This is a genomic window from Streptomyces sp. NBC_00620, from assembly GCF_026341825.1.
Classification (GTDB): Bacteria; Actinomycetota; Actinomycetes; order Streptomycetales; family Streptomycetaceae; genus Streptomyces.
Window position 1 is genome coordinate 687,867 of the sequence record NZ_JAPENY010000001.1, and the last position, 18,161, is coordinate 706,027.

The following is an 18,161-nucleotide window of genomic DNA, read 5'->3' on the forward strand; positions in this document are numbered from 1 at the left end:
TGGACGCGTTGATGGCGCACTCTCCTGAGGGAAAGGGGGTCGTCTACGCGCGTAGCGCCCCTACGGCAACATAAGGGGCGACGCGCCGCGAGAACGGGATACGGAGAGCCAGACTCCCCGTACCCCGTTGAGCGGACGTAACCCCGCGGTTACTAAGCAGCTCCGGGGAAGAGCGGGCGGCACCTGTGGAGCCTCCTGAACTTCCCCGGAGCCGCTCAGCGGTCCTGAGGTCTTGCTCGTCAGCTGGTCTTGACCTTGATCTCGCCGCTGATGATCTTTGCCTTGGCCGCCTCGACGGCGTCCTGGATCGCGGTGTTGTTCTTGAACTCCGGGTTGGAATCGGCCAGGCCGACCTCACCGGACTTCAGGTCGCCCCGAACGATACCGGTCTCCGGCTTGCCGTCCTCGACCGACTTCGCGAGGTTGTAGACCGCCTTGGCGACGTCCTTGGTCGCCGAGGTCAGGATGGAGGCCTTGTACGCCTTCAGGGCCTCCTGCTTGTACTGGTCGGAGTCGACACCGATCGCCCACACCTTGGCGGCGGAGGCGGCCTCGATGACACCCTGGCCGGACAGACCGGCGGCCGCGTAGACGACGTCGGCCTTCTTCTCGATCTGGCCCTCGGCGGCCGTCTTGCCCTTGTCGGGGCTGGAGAAGCCACCCTCCTCGGCGGTCTGCGTCAGGTACTGCGACAGGACGGTGACCTTGGAGTTGGTGTCCTTGACGCCCTGCTCGAAGCCCGCGCCGAACTTGTGGATCAGCGGAACGTCCACGCCGCCCACGAAGCCGACGGTGTTGGTCTTGGTGGCCTTGGCGGCCGCGACACCGGCGAGGTAGGAGGCCTCCTGCTCGGAGAAGACCAGGTCCGCGACGTTCGCCGTCTCGACCGTGGAGTCGTCGACGATGCCGAAGGTGGTGTCGGGGTACTTCGCCGAGGCCTCCTTGATGGCGGGCGCGTAGGCGTAGCCGATGCCGATGACCGGGTTGTAGCCCTGCTTGGCCAGCGAGACCAGGCGCTGCGTCTTGTCGGCGTCCGTCTCACCGTCCGTGGGCTCCACGTCGGCGGTCTTGTAGCCGAACTCCTTCTGCGCCTGCTCGAGACCCGCGTACGCGGCGTCGTTGAAGGACTGGTCGCCCTTGCCGCCGACGTCGTAGGCGATGGCGAGACCGAGGTCGCCCTTCGACTCCGACGAGCTCGAGGAGGTCGAGGTGCCGCCACAGGCGGACAGAACGAGGGCGAGAGACGCGGTCGCAGCGCCTGCGAGCGCGATGCGGGGAACCCGGCGCATGAGTTGTGCTCCTGTCGTACAAGCGCCTGACGGAACGGCTCGGCGCTGGCTTCGCCGCAGATTAACGCGCGTAGACCAACTAGAAAACCCCTTCTGTCCACCTTGTTATGCGGCTGTGCCCGACGGCGCTCATTTGGTGGGTCGAGCCTTGCCGACCGCAAAGGGGCGGTGGCGGTGGGTGACCTGCGGCGCGGACACGGAAGCGGGCGGATACCTGTCGGTATCCGCCCGCTCCGTGTGACTTTCATCGTGTTCGCCCGTTCGGGCGCGGGACGGGCCTCAGCCCGCCGCCGGTGCGGTCACTACTCGGTCTTGACCTTGATCGTGCCGTCGATGATGCCCGCCTTGGCCTTGGCCACGGCGTCGGTGAGACCGGCGATCTCCGCCATCTTCGGGTTGCTGTCGGCGAGACCGACGCCGTCCACCTTCAGGTCGAACGTCTGCACACCGGTCAGCGGCTTGCCGTCCTTCACGGACTTGGCGAGCGAGTACACGGCGCCACCGACGTCCTTGAGCGCGGAGGTCAGGATGTAGTCCTTGTACTTGCTCAGGGCCGCCTGGTTGTACTGGTCGGAGTCGACACCGATCGCCCAGACCTTCGCCGCGGCGGCGGCCTCGATCACACCCTGGCCGGACAGACCGGCCGCCTGGTAGACCACGTCCGCGTTCTTCTCGATCTGGCCCTCGGCGGCCGCCTTGCCCTTGTCGGGGCTGGAGAAGCCACCCTCCTCGGCGGTCTGCGTCAGGTACTGCGAGACGACCTTGACCTTGGAGTTGGTGTCCGTGACGCCCTGCTTGTAGCCCGCCTCGAACTTGTGGATCAGCGGGATGTCCACGCCGCCGACGAAGCCGACGGTGTTGGTCTTGGTGGCCTTGGCGGCCGCGACACCGGCGAGGTACGAGGCCTCCTGCTCGGCGAAGACCAGGGACGCCACGTTGGCGCCCTCGACCACGGAGTCGACGATGCCGAAGGTGGTGTCCGGGTACTTGCTGGCGACGGCCGTCAGCGCGGGGCCGTAGGCGAACCCGATGCCGATGACCGGGTTGTAGCCCTGCTTGGCCAGCGAGGCGAGCCGCTGCTCCTTGTCCGCGTCGGTCTCACCGTCGGTGGGCTCGATGTCGGCGGTCTCGTACTTGAACTCGGCCTTCGCCTTCTCAAGGCCGGCGTACGCCGCGTCGTTGAAGGACTGGTCGCCCTTGCCGCCGATGTCGTAGGCGATGGCGAGGCCCTTGCCCCCGCTGCTCGCACTGCTGCTGTCGTCGCCCGCTTCGTTACTGGTACCGCCACAGGCCGTGGCCGCGAGTGCAAGCGACGCGACCCCCACCGCGACGCGGGTCAGTCTGGATATCCGACGCATCTGAAGGTTCCCCATTCTCCAAAGCCCCGCAGTGGGTGCTGAGTTCGGCGCACATTAACGCGCGTAGACCGTCCAGGGAACGGGGTTTGGCTTGGCCGTTATCCATTCGTGCCGATGGCCGGTTACGTCCCTGTGAACCGTGGGGCCAAAAGGTTCACTTGAGGACAGACCGCCCACTGTCGTGGTGACGATCCGTGTGCGGATTGCGAGTATGCGTGACTGGACAAGCGGTTACGGGTGTCTCGGCACCACGCTACGACGCAGGGGTGGAGGGCGCTACCGGAGTGACCGGAGTCGGCGGAGAGGACGCGACCGGAGTGACCGGAGTCGACCGGGAGGGCGCGACCGCGGAGGAGCCGCGCCCGTCCCTTCAGACCCCGGCGTCGGAGCGGGACGCCCCGTCCAGCAGGGCCGCCGCGGTGAACAGCTCCACGCCCACCGTGATCGCCGACTCGTCGGCGTCGAAGTCGCCCTGGTGCAGGTCGCGGGGGGCGCGCTCGCCGGGCGTGCGGACGCCGAGCCGGGCCATCGCGCCGGGCACGTGCTCCAGGTACCAGGAGAAGTCCTCGCCGCCGAGGCTCTGCTCGGTGTCCTCGATGGAGTGCACCCCGCGCCGGGCGGTCATGGCGTCGCGCAGCAGGTCGGTGACGACCGGGTCGTTGACGACCGGCGGAACGCCCCGGATGTAATTGATCTCGGACTTCGCCCGGTACATGTTCGCGATCTCGTCGATCGCCGCGTGCACGAGGTCGGGCGCGGCCCGCCAGGTGGCGAGGTCCAGGCAGCGCACGGTCCCGGAGAGCTCGGCGTGGTTCGGGATCACATTGCAGGCGTGCCCGGATTCGATGCGCCCCCAGGTCACGGCGAGCCCGCTGCGCGCGTCGGTACGCCGGGCCACCAGGCCGGGAACGTCGGTGGCGACACGGGCGGCGGCGGTGACGAGGTCGGTGGTGAGGTGCGGGCGTGCGGTGTGGCCGCCCGCGCCGTCGAGTGCGACTTCCAGCCGGTCGCACGCGGAGGTGATGGCGCCGTGCCGCAATCCGATGCGCCCCGCGTCGACCTTCGGGTCACAGTGCACACCGATGATCCGCCCGACGCCTTCGAGGACGCCCGACTCGATCGCGTCGGGGGCGCCACCAGGGAGTACTTCCTCCGCGGGCTGGAAGATCAGCCGTACGGGCCGCGGCAGCCGCCCCTCGCGGTGCAGCTCGGCGAGGACGAGACCGGCGCCGAGCACGACGGACGTGTGCACGTCGTGTCCGCAGGCGTGCGCGCGATCGGGCACGGTCGACCGGTAGGCGCAGTCGGCCTTCGTGTCCGGGATGGGCAGCGCGTCGATGTCGGCACGCAGGGCGAGCAGGGGGCGTACGCCGTCCCAGTCGCCGATGTCACAGATGAGCCCGGTGCCGATGGCGAGCACGCGCGGCTCCAGGCCCGCCAGCTCCAGGCGCGCCTTGAGCGCCGCGGTGGTGCGGAACTCGTGGTTGCCGAGCTCGGGGTGCATGTGCAAGTCGCGGCGGAACGCGACGAGTTCGGCGCGCAGCGCCTCGGGCAGCGCGCCGGGGAGCACGGCTTCCCCGGGGAGATCGGCCTCGGACTCTCGGGACATGACTTCGTTCACCCTCTGAAGGGTAGGGCGATCGGGCGGCCAACTGACCCACGATCAACAAAACTTCAACCCGTTAGGGGAAGAAAATCTGGCCGCACGGCGCATAGACAGTGAAGGGGATGGGTAAACTCGCCCGGCTTTCCAGGCTATTGGATCTTGAGCCGATCCGCCGAGGGTCTCCCGCGGACTCCCGAGTGGAAACGCCTCATGTGCCCGAGCCCATTCCCGTACTCGCTCTCCACGGTCTCACAGCCCGCCCCGCGATCCCGGAACCATCACCGCCACGCGGCGGTTCCGACACGGACCGTGATTGCCGGTCCCTCGCGGGGCAGGCTCGGCGCATGCGGGCATGTGGATGCGGTGAGGACCAGATCCCCTGGATGCTGGCGAGGTTCGGGTTCCTCGGGACGGCCGGGCTGGTCGTCGGGGGGGCTGGTGGTGATGATCCTCGCGGGGTGGGTGCTGGGGTGGGGCGTCTGGCTGCTCCGGCGGCGCGGCACCGGAGCGCCTGCCGACGGGGCGGGACTCGCGGGGTTCACCTGGCGGGAGGAGGAGCCGTAGAAGACTCCCGGCGTCCGGGCAACCAAATTCCCCGAACCGGTGGTCTGGGGGGCGAGGGGGTGCGGAATGCAGGTCGAGGAAGATGCCCAGTTTCAGGCCTTCGTGAGGGCGCGGTGGACCCATCTGGTGCGGACCGCCTATCTGTTGACGGGTGATCCGCACGACGCGGAGGACCTGACGCAGACCGCGCTGGCCAAGGCCTACCGGTCGTGGCGGCGGGTGCGGCGCAGTGACAGCCCGGAGGCGTACGTGCGGCGCGTGCTGGTCAGCTGCAACAGCGACCGCTTCCGCAAGCGGCGGGTCACCGAGCGGCTCACCGCAGCGCCGCCGGAGCGGGCGGGGCAGGACGACGCCGTCTCACGGGCCGACGAGCGGAGCGTGCTGATGGCCGCGCTGGCGGGGCTGCCGCCGCGGCAGCGGGCGGTGGTCGTCATGCGGTACTGGGAGGACCTCTCCGAGGCGGAGACCGCCGAGGTACTGGGCTGTTCGCAGGGCACGGTCAAGAGCCAGGCTTCCAAGGGGCTGGCGAAGTTGCGTGAGTATCCGGGTCTTGCGCGGGTCATGGACGCGCCCGGACCCATGACGTTCGAACGGGGAGGCAGCCGGTGAGCCGGGATGAGAACGAGGGCATGTACGAGGGCTGGGACCCTTCCTGGGGGTCGAAGGGCTCGAAGCCGGGCGGTGGAACACCCTCCGGTCCGGGTCTCGACGCGCACTCCGCTCCAGGCCGATTCGAGGCGCAGTTGAGGGAGTTGCTGGCCGAGGACGCGTACGCCATCGCGCCCTCGCCCGCCCCCTGCGCCACCATCCAGCGGCAGGGCCGCACGGGCAGCCGGCGGCGTGCGGCGGCCACCGGGGTCGTGCTGGTGACCCTGGCCGCCGTGCCCGCGGGGGCGTACGCCTTCGGGCGCGCGGACGACTCCCCGGCCGGTGCGGACACGGTGGTGGGGACGGCCTCCCCCACCTCCAGCGCGCCCCCCACCTCGGCGCCCCCGTCTTCATCCCCATCCCCGTCGCCGTCCGGTCCCACCGGCCCGGCGACCCCCGGCCAGCTCGTCGACGGCATCACCTTGTCCGAGGCCGCGGACGGGCTGGAAGCGTGCATCGCCTACAACGGCGACCTGGGCTTCTCGCACTCGGATCTGGGGACCGCCGCCGACTACCGCGTCCTCCTCGCCATGAACAGCACCGGGGACGACAACGCCCCCGGCGACGGCATGTTCGTCGTCGCGGTCAGGGAGAAGCCGAAGCAGGAGCAGACGCGGCTCATCTGCAACGTGAAGGACGGCAAGGCGAGCGGCATCAACATCAGCGGCTCGGATGCCGGCCCGGACACCGGCCATGTCGTCCCCGACATGAACGGCGGCAAGCTCTACAAGCAGACGATCATCACCAGCAACGGCTGGAAGCTGCCGTTCCGTTGGGGCAGCATCGGCACCTTCGACTCCTCGGTGGCAAAGGTGACCGTCACGTACGGAAGCAGCACGAGCGAGGCGGCCCTGGACCACGGCTGGTTCGCCGCCACCGGAATCCTCGAACAACAGGTCACCGCGGCCCCTCGCATCAAGGGCTACGACGCCGCCGGCAAGCTCGTGTACGACTCCAACCAGGACAAGTTCTACGCGAAGACGTTGTCGTAGGGCGTCGGGCGGATCACCCCTCGTGGGTGGCCGTCCGGCGGTCCAGGAGCAGCAGGGCCGTTACGGCGGCCAGCACGGTGAGGGCGAGCAGGGCCGGGACGACCGCGACGGCCGGGCCCGCGCACAGGAGGGCGAGTCCGCCGGCTACGAGGACCGGGGACGCTCGCCCGGTGGTCCGGAGCAGGATTGCCGCGGCGGCCAGGACGAAGATGCCGACGCCTCCGGTGAGGGCCCAGGCGACGACCCCGTGGAGCGGCTCCGACAGGTCGTAGTGGTCGGTGTCGGCGACCTGTTGGAGGGCTTTCTTCATGCCGAGGGCGGTGAGGACGACGCCGGCCACGAGGGGCAGGTGGAGGAAGGTGTAGACGTCGCGGGCGAAGCGGGTGCGGTCGTCGCCCTCCAGGGCCGCGAGGCGGTGCTCGGCGGGCTCGCTGAGGCGACGGAAGTACAGGCGCCACAGGCCGGCGACGACCAGCAGGCCCGCGGGGGCCGCGAGGAGCACGGGGGCGTTCAGCGGCAGTCCGGACACCCCGACGCCGATGGCGACGATCGACTCGCCCAGGGCGATGATGACGATCAGTCCGTGGCGTTCGGAGAAGTGTCCCGGCGAGGCCACCCGCCAGCCCGAGGATCCGGTGACGTAGATGCCGAGGTAGTCGATCAGCACAGCGCCCAGCCAGATCAGGATCTGGGTGATCCCGGTGAAGGCGCTGCCCACCAGGAGCAGTGCGAAGGGCGGTGCCACCGAGAGCAGGGCGGTCCGGCGGAGGGTGGCGTGCAGGGCCTGGTCCTCGCGGTCGGAGAGCCAGTACGTGACGAGGTGCAGGATGCGGACCGCGCCGTAGCAGAGGACGAAGACGAGGGGTGTGTCCAGGCCGCCCGGTGCGTCGGTGTAGACCTCGGGCACGGTGAGGGAGACGACCAGGACGACCGCCATCACGGCGATGAGCACTCCGAACATCGGCCCGGAGTCGGCCCGTACGACATTGCCCAGCCACGCGAAGCAGCACCAGCACCACCACAGCAGCGCGAGCACCACGCCCGCGCCGAGCAGCCGCTGTGCCGTCGGATCGGCCGCCATCAGTGCGGTGACCTGGGTGATCGCATACACGAACACCAGGTCGAAGAACAGCTCCGCCGGTGTCACCCGGTGGCCGCCCTCGGTTGCCGCCATCCGCGACCGTTCGCTCCGTGTCACCACGGTTCCCCCTCCCCCGCCGTGTACCCCGCGCGAACAATACCCAGGGCTCGGGCGGGCGCGGGTCAGACCGCCGTACTCGCCGACAAGCGGGTCACGTCCCTCGCCGTCCCCGTAACCCCCGACAGGAACCCCTGTGCCCGCGGTGAGGCGTTCTCCGTGAGCCAGGTCGGGTCGATGTCGCAGACGGCGACGCGCACCTCGGTGCCGGCCAGGGCCAGCGGCAGGGTGTGGACGACGGTCGACGGGAAGCTGAGGATCGTGCGGCCGATGGGGCCGCGGCGGGCGATCAGTTCGAGGGGGAGGTCCGGGCGGACTATTTCCAGGCCCGTTTCGACGGCCAGGCGGTGGAGTTTCTCCGTGCTTTCGCGGCGGTGCGCGAAGTAGCGGGTCGCGCCGTGGGTCTTGGCGAGGGTGCGGACCGCCTCCAGGTAGTGGTCCGGGTCGACCACGCCGGTTTCCACCAGGGACGTGCCGACCAGGTCCGCGCCCTTGGTGATGCGGGGCGGGCCGAAGCGGGCGCGGGTCCAGGAGAAGTCGTTCGAGGTGAGGCGGACGCCTTCCGGGGCCGAGTCGATCGGCATCGAGGAGAAGACCTCCACCGAGCGTCTCTCGGAGGGGGTGAGGCGGCGGCGGGCGGAGGACGAGACCGGCGCGAAGAGCAGGTCGCGCGGGCCGGGGCGGCCACCGCGCCGGTGCCAGCGCACCAGGCGTTCACCGCGGGCCAGTTGGGCGACGAACTCCATCGTCGCCGTGCCGTCGTCCACGACGACCAGTTCGCGGGCCTTCGTGATCGTCAGCAGCAGTTGTACGTAGCGGGAGAACGGGTCCCCCATGACGATGCGTTGGGCCTTGCGCAACAGCGGGGCGAGGCCGCCGATCGTGTGGAAGGGCGCCATGGTGCCGCCGCGCGCCTCCTCCCAGCGCACCTCGTAGCCCTCGTCGCGGGCCAGGTCCGCCATGCGGCGCAACTGGCCGCGGGTCATCGGGTCGTTGGGAGAGAGGACGACGAGGGTGAGCCCCGCGCCGGGCGGCCCGGCGGCCCCCCCGGCCGGCGCCCCGACGGGCGCCGGAAAACTGTCCCGCTCGGGCCGGAGGGCATGGGCGTACGCCCACTCCAGCACGTTCAGGAGCTGTACCGGACTCTCGACGAAGGCGAGAGTGTGGGGGCCGGAGGAACCGGCGCTGGGGCTCATCGACGTACGACCGTCCCGTCGTAAGGGGTTCAGACCGAGACCGGCTCGCCGGCGGCGTCGGCGATCTCCGCCTCCGCGACGACGCCCGTGACGCGGCGCAGCTTCTTCATCGGGCCGAGCTCGGACTCGTAGACCTTCTTGATGCCATCACCGAGAGAGGCCTCAATGGTACGGATGTCACGGACGAGGCGCACGAGGCCCTGGGGTTCGACAGAGGCGGCCTGGTCGGAGCCCCACATCGCGCGGTCGAGGGTGATGTGGCGCTCGACGAAGGTGGCGCCGAGGGCGACCGCCGCGAGGGTGGTCTGCAGGCCCGTCTCGTGGCCGGAGTAGCCGATCGGGACGTTCGGGTACTCCGCCTGGAGCGTGTTGATGACGCGCAGGTTGAGCTCCTCCGCCTTCGCCGGGTAGGTCGAAGTGGCGTGGCAGAGCAGGATGTTGTCCGAGCCGAGGACCTCGACCGCGTGGCGGATCTGCTTCGGGGTGGACATGCCGGTGGAGAGGATGACCGTGCGGCCGGTGGCGCGGAGCGAGCGAAGGAGCTCGTCGTCGGTCAGCGACGCGGACGCGACCTTGTGGGCGGGGACGTCGAACTTCTCCAGGAAGGCGACGGCCTCGGTGTCCCACGGGGAGGCGAACCAGTCGATTTCCCGCGACTTGGCGTACTCGTCGATCTGGCGGTAGTCGTCCTCGCCGAACTCCACGCGGTGGCGGTAGTCGATATAGGTCATGCGGCCCCAGGGGGTGTCGCGCTCGATGTCCCACTGGTCGCGCGGGGTGCAGATCTCCGGGGTGCGCTTCTGGAACTTGACGGCGTCGCAGCCGGCCTCGGCGGCGGCGTCGATCAGCTTGAACGCGTTCTCCAGCTCGCCGTTGTGGTTGATGCCGATCTCGCCGACGACGTAGACGGGGTGGCCGGGGCCGGCGGTCTTCGAACCGAAGCTGCGCAGACGGGAGTTGCTCATGGGGGTGTGGTTCCTTACTTTTCGAGGGAGTCGAGAGAAGGGCCGAGGATCCAGCTGGCGATCTCTCGGATCGCGCCGTCGCCACCGGGCACGGTGGTGACCGCGCGTGCGGCGCCGCGCACGACGTCGTGGGCGCTCGCGACCGCCACGGGCCAGCCCACGAGGGCGAAGCACGGGAGGTCGTTGACGTCGTTGCCGACGTAGAGCACGCGCTCGGGCGCGATGCCCTGTTCCTCGCACCACTGCTTCAGTGCGAGATCTTTCCGGTCGATGCCGTGGAGGACCGGGAGTTGGAGCTTCCGGGCCCGGGCGGCGACGACCGGGTTCTGCTCCGAGGACAGGATCAGCATCTTCAGGCCGCTCTTGCGGAGGGCCGCGATACCGAGGCCGTCTCCGCGGTGCACGGAGACGAACTCCCGTCCGTCGGAGTCGATCAGCACCCTGTCGTCGGTCTGGGTGCCGTCGAAGTCGAGGACGACCGCGTCGATGTCGGCGGCGGTCGGGAGCGTGCCGGGACGGTTGGCGTCGAACAGCGGCGCCAACGCCCGTGCACGGGCGAGGTCGTGCGGGTCGTCGATCTCGAGGACCCGCGCGGGGTCGGTGCGGACGAGCTCCGTACGGCCGAAGAAGCGGTGCTGGTGCTCGCGGAAGCCGGTGGCGTCCATGGCGTACGCGGCGCCGGTCTCCAGGAGGTCCTGGGGGCGGTCCTGGCGGCGCGGGCGGAAGGACTTGTCGTGGTTGACGCCGTAACCGCCGCTCGTGACCTTGGCGTTGGCGACCGCCACCGCCGATCCGCCCACGGACGCGGTGGCGCCGGTGTCGACGGCCGTGGCCTCGTCGTCGGCGTCGCGCCAGATGAAGCCGTGGAAGGCGGCGACGGTCACGGCGGTGTCCGCGCCGTTCTCCACGACGGCGGCCGAGACCCCGTCGATGTCCTCGCGGACGATGAACGGGCTGGTGGCCTGCACGAGCAGGACCACGTCGACCGGCGAGCCGTGCAGGGCCTCGTGGGCGTCCATGGCGTGCAGGACGGCGGCCTCGGAGGTCGCGGTGTCGCCGGCGATGGCGGCGGGGCGCAGGACCACCTCGGCGCCGGCGTGACGGGCGGCGGCGGCGATCGCCTGGTCGTCGGTGGAGACGACGACGTCCGTCACGAGGCGCGCCGCGAGGCACTCGCGCACGGCGCGGGCCACCAGCGGCACACCGCCCACGGGGAGGAGGTTCTTCGCGGGGACGCCCTTGGAGCCGCCGCGCGCGGGGATCACCGCGAGCACACGGCGCACCGGGGCCGCCTGACCCGCTTGGCCGGCTTCCGAGTTGGACATTCGCTGTTCTCCTTGACGAGGAAGGCGAGAGAGGCGTGGGAGGCCCGAAGAGCCCGGGACGCTTGGGTTGGAGTCGCTCACAGTTCGCCCATCCTCCGGATCACAGGTGCCACGCGCTGGACACCGTGGCGGTAGGCGCCACGGGCCGCACGGCGCACTATCTGCCGAACTGGGCTGGGCTCCTTGTCCGCCGCGGGCGCGCCGGGCAGCGGGGTGCCGTCCGGGCCGAGGTGGTGGCGGGCGAGGATGCCGGGCAGGTAGCCGGGCGCGGTGACGGGCGTGTAGTACGGGGCGAGCGGCGGGAGTTCGGCCGATTCGAGGAGCTCGGTGATCCTGAACCGTGCCACGTCGAAGGCCGTCTCGTACGACCCGTCGGCGGCGACGCCCTGCCGGGAGACCCAGGCCGCGTCGGGCACCGGCTGGTGTCCGTCGTCGAGCTGGTCCCAGGAGGCCAGGCATCCGGAGCCCACGAAGTGGTGGTTGCCGAGCGCCTCGCGCACCCCGAGGTCGCTGAGGACGACGGTGGGGATACGGCGGTGCAGGGATTCAAGGGCGGCCGTGGAGCTGATGGTGACCAGCAGGTCGGTGTTGTCGAGGACCTCGCCCATGTGCCCGTACACGAGGCGGAAGTTGGCCGGCGGGTCCAGTTTCTGGACCAGCTTCTGGTAGGGCAACTCCTCGATGTGCGTGGTGTGTTCGCCCGGCTTGGAGCGGAGCTTGAGCAGCACCTCGCGGTCCGGGTGCAGGCGTGCGTGCTGGATCAGGCGGTTCAGCAGGTACGTGCGGTCCTTGCGGTTCTCCGGTACGGAGGGCTGGGCCGCGAAGACGACGGTGTACGGGTCGTTGCCCTTCTTGTAGGGCTCGCCCCCGAGGAAGGGCAGTGCCACCTCGGTGACCGCCGAGGCGTCGGCGCCCACCCCCTCGTACACGGCCCGGAAACGGTCCGCGTCCTGACGGGAGTTGGCGAGGACGAGGTCCGCGCCGTGCCGCAGCAGGAGGCCGTCCGCGAGCTTTTCGTATACGACTCCGACATAGCCGGTGACGACCAGGGGCCGCTCGGCGCGGCCGTCCCAGATCCGTCGCAGGCCGTGCAGCATCGCCTGGACGGCGCCGCCGACCAGGGCGAGGATCACGACGTCGTACGACTCCCGCTCCATGGTGCGCAGGAATTCGACGGCCGTCACCTCACGGATGGAGTCCGCGCGGACACCGACTTCCGCCAGCTGGCGGGCCGTGGGCGTGGCCCGGCCGCGCAGCAGGAATCCGCTCAGCGCAGGGCCGACTTGCGCGTCGCCGCGCGATCCGGCTTCCATGGACGGGCCCGGGGCAATGCGGTCCGCGGTCAGCGCACCCCATTTCCATCGGGTGTCCGAGTCCGCGAGTACTGCGATCCGCAGAGATTTCGTTGTACTAGTTGCACTTGGTGGCACACCCAAGACGCTAGGAACCATTTCTTAGATATAACCCAACCTCAACTCAACAAAAAGTTAACAGCACACTTCCCCAAGCCCAACTGGCCCGTCGAAGACCAGGAAGAGTACGGAATGCACCGTTCCGACACATCGAGTTCACCCCCCGTACCCGTCCCGGAAAGTTCCGGATCCGGGCAGCCTCATAGGCTTCCTGGCGTGCCAAAGCTCTCCGTGATCGTGCCGTTCTACAACGTCCAGCAGTACGCACCGGACACTCTCAGAAGCCTCCGCCTGAACGCCCGGCAGGACTTCGAGTTCGTGCTGGTGGACGACCATTCGAAGGATGAAACTCCGGCAATCCTGGAACGAGCGGCCGAAGAACTTTCGGATGTCGCTCAGGTGCGCTACGTCCGCCACAAGGAGAACGGGGGGCTCGCCACCGCGCGCAACACCGGCCTCGACGCGGCGCGGGGCGAGTACCTGACCTTCCTGGACGGCGACGACTGGCTCGCGCCCGGCTACCTGGGTGAACTCGTGTCGGCCATTGAGGGGTTGGGCTGCGACTTCATCCGCACCGACCACGTACAGGCCACCAACCGCGGCCGTACGGTGCACCGGGCCCCGCACGGGCGGCGCGACGAGGTGATGAACCCGCGCGAGGCGATCCTGCCCGTCGACCGGACGACCTCGGTGGACTACGCGTACGCCTGGGCCGGCGCCTACCACCGCAGGCTGCTCGACCGGGGGCTGCTGCACTTCACCGACGGGCTGCGCACGGCCGAGGACCGGCCGTGGATCTGGAAGCTGCACCGCGAGGCGGAGTCGTTCGCCGTGGTGAGCCTGCTGGGGGTCTTCTACCGGCGTGGGGTCGCTTCCTCACTCACTCAAATCGGTGATGTCCGTCAGCTCGACTTCATCCGTGCCTTCGATCAGGTCGTCGAGGAGACCGCGGCCGACCCGGACGCCGACCGGCTGCTGCCCAAGGCGGTGCGGACGTACTGCGCGATCATCGCCCACCACCTCTCGGAGATCGACAAGTTCGAACCGGCCGTCGCCAAGCAGCTGCGGTCGATGAGCGCGGCGGCCATAAAGCGGATGCCGCAGGACGCGCTCGGTGACGTACTGGACACCATGGACCTGAGCCGTTCCTCGAAACTGCGGCGGCTGCGGCGCCGGATCACCACTGCGAAGGCGGCCGCCTGATGTCCCGTACCACCCAGATCTTCTGCGCCTCGACGCTGTACGGCGCCGCGACCCTGGCCGCCGCGATCGAGTCCGACCAGTTCACCGCGGCCGACCGCCGCCTGCTGCTGGTGTTCAACAACTCCACGACTCCGGAGACCACCCCCGCCGTCGACGAGATGCCCGGGTTCGCGTCGCTGAGCGACCACTTCGACGGGGTGCTGTCCTGGAACGAGGCCATCCGGCCGTTCCACCCCGGGGCGTGGACGCCGCGCACCGACGACATCCCGCTGTTCGAGCGCTATCTGCGGCTGCTGTGGGATCTCGGCGACGACCGGGTGGAGCTGGTCCTGGAGTCCATCCAGGTCACCCCCGCCTTCACGGTGGCGCAGCTGTTCACCGGGGCTCCCATCGACGTCTACGCCGACGGGCTGATGAGCTACGGGCCCACCCGCAACAAGCTCGACCCGCTGGTCGGCACGCGGGTGCGGCGGCTGCTGCACCTGGACCTGGTGCCCGGACTGACACCGCTGCTGCTGACCGAGTTCGACGTGCCCGCGGAGATCGTGCCGGCGGACGCGTTCCTGAAGGTGCTGAGCGGGCTCGGCGGCGCCGTGCCGGAGCTGCCCGCGCTGCCCGACAACGCGGCACTCCTGCTCGGCCAGTACCTGTCGGCCCTGAACATCCTCTCCGCGAAGGAAGAGGAAGACCTGCACGTGCGGATGATGCGCGGAGCCGTCGACCGCGGGCACCGCAGCATCGTCTTCAAGCCGCACCCGACCGCCCCGGCCAGCTACAGCCGCGCCCTGGAGACCGAGGCCGCCAAGCTCGGCGTCGAACTCACCGTCCTGAACACACCGGTGCTCGCCGAGGTGCTGTTCGAGAAGGCCCGGCCCGCTCTGGTCGTCGGCTGCTTCTCGACCGCGCTGTTCACGGCCTCCGTGTTCTACGACCTGCCGGTCGCCCGTATCGGTACCGAACCGATACTGGATCGCCTCACGCCCTACCAGAACAGCAACCGCGTGCCCGTCGCACTCGCCGACGCACTGCTGCCCGACCTGGAGGGCAAGAAGGACAACGACGCCCTCCCCACCGACGAGCTGAACGGTCTGGTCGTCGCGCTCGGGTTCACCATGCAGCCGCAGATCCACCCGCGGCTGCGCCCGGCCACGGAACGCTATCTGTCCCAGCATTTCGGCCCGCGCACCCAGCGCTACTTCAAGCGCCGCCGGCTCACCTCGCTCGGCCTTCCCGGCGGCATCCCGGAGCGGCTGGCCTTCGTGCCCCGCAACTCCACGGCACGCCGGGTGGTGCGGCAGGCGCGTGCGCTGCGCAAGGCGGTACGGCGCTGAACGCGGGCGCCTGAGAGCAGTGCGCGGTGGGCGGGTGGATCACTGGCTGATCCACCCGCCCACCGCGTGCTGCGCGCTTGCCCGGACGTGATCGAGCGGCCCACTCAAATGGGTGAAGGGAGACTATGCAGACAACTCGTGGACCCGGCTCGTTCATCCGTCCTTAACCAAGCCTCCATAGCTTCCTCCAATGCAGCAAATAGCTTTCTCCATACGCCCGTTCGGGTTTGCGGGTGGGTGGAGATGACCCAGCAGGACATACGTCCGCCTGCCCCCGCCTCGTCCCCCGCTCCTGCCGGCGTCACGCTCGCGCCCCCGGAACCGGACCCGGAGCCGGAGCCGGCCAAGAGGTCGCTGATCTCGTACGTCCTGCCGGTGTACAACGAGCAGGACGGCATCGCCGCCTTCCACACCGAGCTGATCGCCGCGATCGAGGGCCGTCCGGAGCTCGACTTCGAGCTGCTGTACGTCAACGACGGTTCCTCGGACCGCTCGCTCGCCATCCTCAAGGCCCTGTCGAAGAACGACGGGCGCGTCCAGGTGGTCGACTTCGCCCGCAACTTCGGACACCAGGTCGCCATCACCGCGGGCCTCGACCTCGCCCAGGGCGACGCGGTGATCGTCATGGACACCGACCTCCAGGACCCGCCGCGGGTCAGCCTCGAACTGGTCGACGCCTGGCGCGAGGGCGCCGAGATCGTGCACGCGCGCCGCCGCAGCCGGCAGGACACCGCCTTCAAGCGGGCCACCGCGCACCTGTACTACCGCGTCCTGCGTTCCAGCACCGAGGTCGACATCCCCCTGGACACCGGAGACTTCCGGCTGCTCGACCGGCGGGTCGCCGACGAGCTGCGCCGGTACCGCGAGCGCAGCCGCTTCGTGCGCGGCATCGTCGCCTCGATGGGCTACCGGCAGACCACGGTGGCCTTCGACCGCGACGAGCGGTTCGCGGGCGAGACGAAGTACCCGCTGCGCAAGATGGCCCGCCTCGCGGTCGACGGGATGACCAGCTTCTCCACCACGCCGCTGAAGATGATCACCCGCCTCGGCTTCCTGGTGCTCGTGCTGTCGCTGGTCGGCATCCTCTACACGCTGGCCATGAAGTTCTTCCGGCCCGAGATCACCGTCTCCGGCTGGACGATGCTGATGGTCGTCGTGCTGTTCCTGGGCGGCACCCAGATGCTGTCCCTGGGTGTGCTGGGCAGCTACATCGGGCGCATCTACAGCGAGACCCAGGGGCGCCCGCTGTACCTGGTGCGCGAGGTGATCGGACGGCGCAAGGACGAGCGGGACGGACCCGGTACCGGTGATCGCACCGAGGAGCGGGACGGTCGCCGTGGCGTCTGACACCACCTCCACGGCCGCCCCCACAGTGACCCCGGACGAGGCCCCGGAAGGTCGCGCGCGCACCCTGCGCCAGCTGCTGCGCTACACCCTCATCGGCGGCAGCGGCCTCGCGCTCGACCTCGCGGTCTTCCTCCTGCTGCACAACCTGGCCGGGATGGACGAGCAGTTCGCCAACGCGATCAGCACCACCCTCGGCATCGCCAACAACTTCGTCCTCAACGCGCTGTTCACCTTCGAGCGGCGCGACCGGATCGTCGTGCGCTTCCTGCGCTTCTACGCCGTCGGGCTGACCGGTATCGCCCTGACGAACCTGCTCTTCCTCGCCTTCACCGACGCACTGGGGATCGACGCCAACCTCGTCAAGGTCGGCTCGCTCCCGCTGGTCCTGGCGCTTCAGTTCGCGCTCAACAAAAAGTGGAGCTTCGCATGAACCTCGGCATCATCGGCGCGGGTGCCAGCGGCCTGACCGCCGCCTGGGACGCCGTACGCGCCGGCCACCAGGTCACCGTCCTGGAAGCGGCCGGTGAACTCGGCGGTCTCGCCGCGTCGTTGGAGGTGGGCGGCGTTCCGCTGGAGCGCTTCTACCACCACATCTTCCGCAGCGACAAGGCCATGATCGGCCTGATCGAGGAGCTGGGGCTCGGTGACGCGCTGCGCTTCCACAAGCCGACCACGGCCATCTTCCGCGGCGACAAGCTGATCAACTTCACCAGCCCGGTCGACATGCTGCGCTTCCCGGAGTTCTCCCCGCTGGACGCGGTGCGGTTCGCCGGTTCCTCCGCGCTGCTGAAGGCGGTGCGCAGCGGTGAGCGGTTCAACGATCTGACCGCGCTGGCCTGGCTGCGCCGCTGGGCGGGCCGCAAGGCCACCGCGGCGATCTGGGAGCCGCTGCTGACCGGCAAGTTCGGCGACCGCGCCGAGCAGGTGTCGATGGCCTGGCTGTGGGCCCGTATCCACTGCCGCACCTTCGAACTCGGCTATGTGGACGGCGGGTTCGAGCGCGTGTACGCGGCGCTGCGGGACGGCGTCGAGGAGCTGGGCGGCAAGGTCGAGTTCGGCAAGGCGGTCGAGTCGATCCGGCAGGATGGCGACGAGGCGCCGGCGGTGGTGACGTGCGCGGACGGCTCGAGTTACGAGTTCGAGCAGCTGATCGTCACCACTCCGCAGCCCGCCTTCGCCAAGGCGGCCGGGCTGCCCGCGGACGACGCCGTGTGGAAGAACCAGTACCTCGGCGCGACCTGCTTCGTCCTCGAGCTGGACCGCAGCGTGATCCCGTACTACTGGCTCAACATCAACGAGCCGGACTTCCCGTTCCTCGCGGTGGTCGAGCACACCAGGATGATCGACCCCTCGGTCTACGGCGGCCGGCACATCCTCTACGTGGGCAACTACGTGGAGCGCGAGGACTGGCGGTTCACGACCGAGCCTGCCGAGCTGCTGAAGGCGTTCGTGCCGTATCTGCGGCGGATCAACCCGGAGTTCGACGAGTCCTGGATCAAGGACTGGCACTTCTCGAAGGCCGGGTTCGCCCAGCCGGTGGTGACCCCCGAGTACCGCTCGCTGATCCCGCCGCACGACACGCCGATGAGCCGGGTCAAGCTGGTGACGATGGCGCAGATCTATCCGCAGGACCGGGGGCAGAGCTACTCGGTGGCGCTGGCCCGCAAGGTCACGGCCTCGCTCGGCCTGCGCTGAACAAAGCCGAACCGAAGCCGAACGGACGCTGC

Annotated in this window: 16 protein-coding genes; 8 read left to right on the plus strand and 8 right to left on the minus strand. The window is 69.6% G+C overall.

The genetic code is table 11. From position 1 onward, the window contains the following. Positions 1-239: 239 nt before the first annotated feature. The 3 genes from OG246_RS03080 to OG246_RS03090 all read right to left on the minus strand — a co-directional run bounded on the left by OG246_RS03080 (position 240) and on the right by OG246_RS03090 (position 4,256). Positions 240-1,289, minus strand: coding sequence for a BMP family protein (locus OG246_RS03080; RefSeq protein ID WP_266455445.1), 1,050 nt, complete (start codon positions 1,287-1,289; stop codon positions 240-242). A gap of 302 nt (positions 1,290-1,591) precedes the next feature. Beyond that, positions 1,592-2,647: a BMP family protein gene (locus OG246_RS03085; protein ID WP_266455447.1), complete on the minus strand. Its 1,056-nt coding sequence runs from the start codon at positions 2,645-2,647 to the stop codon at positions 1,592-1,594. Between the two features lie 370 nt (positions 2,648-3,017). After that, complete coding sequence (locus tag OG246_RS03090) at positions 3,018-4,256, minus strand: amidohydrolase (RefSeq protein ID WP_266455450.1); 1,239 nt, start codon at positions 4,254-4,256, stop codon at positions 3,018-3,020. A gap of 435 nt (positions 4,257-4,691) precedes the next feature. Between OG246_RS03090 and OG246_RS03095 the strand changes: the two genes are divergently transcribed. From OG246_RS03095 to OG246_RS03105, 3 genes are all read left to right on the plus strand, one after another. Continuing rightward, positions 4,692-4,817: a hypothetical protein gene (locus tag OG246_RS03095; protein ID WP_266455453.1), complete on the plus strand. Its 126-nt coding sequence runs from the start codon at positions 4,692-4,694 to the stop codon at positions 4,815-4,817. 66 nt (positions 4,818-4,883) lie between these two features. After that, positions 4,884-5,426: a SigE family RNA polymerase sigma factor gene (locus OG246_RS03100; RefSeq protein WP_266455456.1), complete on the plus strand. Its 543-nt coding sequence runs from the start codon at positions 4,884-4,886 to the stop codon at positions 5,424-5,426. Further along, positions 5,423-6,457 carry a hypothetical protein gene (locus OG246_RS03105; RefSeq protein ID WP_266455458.1) on the plus strand — a complete coding sequence of 345 codons (1,035 nt, stop codon included), beginning with the start codon at positions 5,423-5,425 and terminating at the stop codon, positions 6,455-6,457. Before OG246_RS03100 ends, OG246_RS03105 begins: the two co-directional genes overlap by 4 nt. 13 nt (positions 6,458-6,470) lie before the next feature. Here the strand turns inward: OG246_RS03105 and OG246_RS03110 are convergent, their stop codons facing one another. The 5 genes from OG246_RS03110 to OG246_RS03130 all read right to left on the minus strand — a co-directional run bounded on the left by OG246_RS03110 (position 6,471) and on the right by OG246_RS03130 (position 12,592). Next, positions 6,471-7,631: a low temperature requirement protein A gene (locus OG246_RS03110; RefSeq protein ID WP_266455460.1), complete on the minus strand. Its 1,161-nt coding sequence runs from the start codon at positions 7,629-7,631 to the stop codon at positions 6,471-6,473. An 89-nt stretch (positions 7,632-7,720) separates the two neighbouring features. Continuing rightward, positions 7,721-8,851: a hypothetical protein gene (locus OG246_RS03115; protein ID WP_266455462.1), complete on the minus strand. Its 1,131-nt coding sequence runs from the start codon at positions 8,849-8,851 to the stop codon at positions 7,721-7,723. A gap of 29 nt (positions 8,852-8,880) precedes the next feature. Next, positions 8,881-9,816, minus strand: coding sequence for an N-acetylneuraminate synthase family protein (locus OG246_RS03120; RefSeq protein ID WP_266455464.1), 936 nt, complete (start codon positions 9,814-9,816; stop codon positions 8,881-8,883). A 14-nt stretch (positions 9,817-9,830) separates the two neighbouring features. Next, positions 9,831-11,141, minus strand: a complete 1,311-nt coding sequence (locus OG246_RS03125; protein WP_266455465.1) for an N-acylneuraminate cytidylyltransferase — start codon at positions 11,139-11,141, stop codon at positions 9,831-9,833. Between the two features lie 77 nt (positions 11,142-11,218). Continuing rightward, the gene (locus OG246_RS03130) at positions 11,219-12,592 is read right to left on the minus strand and encodes a DUF6716 putative glycosyltransferase (protein WP_266455467.1); all 1,374 of its coding nucleotides are present in this window, start codon (positions 12,590-12,592) and stop codon (positions 11,219-11,221) included. A gap of 177 nt (positions 12,593-12,769) precedes the next feature. On the opposite strand from OG246_RS03130, the gene OG246_RS03135 reads away from it, so the two are divergent. From OG246_RS03135 to OG246_RS03155, 5 genes are all read left to right on the plus strand, one after another. Next, positions 12,770-13,756 (plus strand): glycosyltransferase family 2 protein, encoded by a 987-nt coding sequence (locus tag OG246_RS03135; protein ID WP_266455473.1) that lies wholly within the window; start codon positions 12,770-12,772, stop codon positions 13,754-13,756. Beyond that, a complete protein-coding gene (locus OG246_RS03140; RefSeq protein WP_266455475.1) occupies positions 13,756-15,087 on the plus strand; it encodes an alpha-2,8-polysialyltransferase family protein in 1,332 nt (443 codons plus the stop codon). The genes OG246_RS03135 and OG246_RS03140 overlap by 1 nt, the downstream gene beginning before the upstream one ends. A gap of 243 nt (positions 15,088-15,330) precedes the next feature. Further along, positions 15,331-16,434 (plus strand): glycosyltransferase family 2 protein, encoded by a 1,104-nt coding sequence (locus tag OG246_RS03145; RefSeq protein WP_266455477.1) that lies wholly within the window; start codon positions 15,331-15,333, stop codon positions 16,432-16,434. Then, positions 16,424-16,864 (plus strand): GtrA family protein, encoded by a 441-nt coding sequence (locus OG246_RS03150; protein ID WP_266455478.1) that lies wholly within the window; start codon positions 16,424-16,426, stop codon positions 16,862-16,864. The genes OG246_RS03145 and OG246_RS03150 overlap by 11 nt, the downstream gene beginning before the upstream one ends. Then, entirely contained in the window at positions 16,861-18,129 is a 1,269-nt protein-coding gene (locus tag OG246_RS03155) for an NAD(P)/FAD-dependent oxidoreductase (RefSeq protein WP_266455480.1), read from the plus strand. The genes OG246_RS03150 and OG246_RS03155 overlap by 4 nt, the downstream gene beginning before the upstream one ends. Positions 18,130-18,161 lie beyond the last annotated feature (32 nt).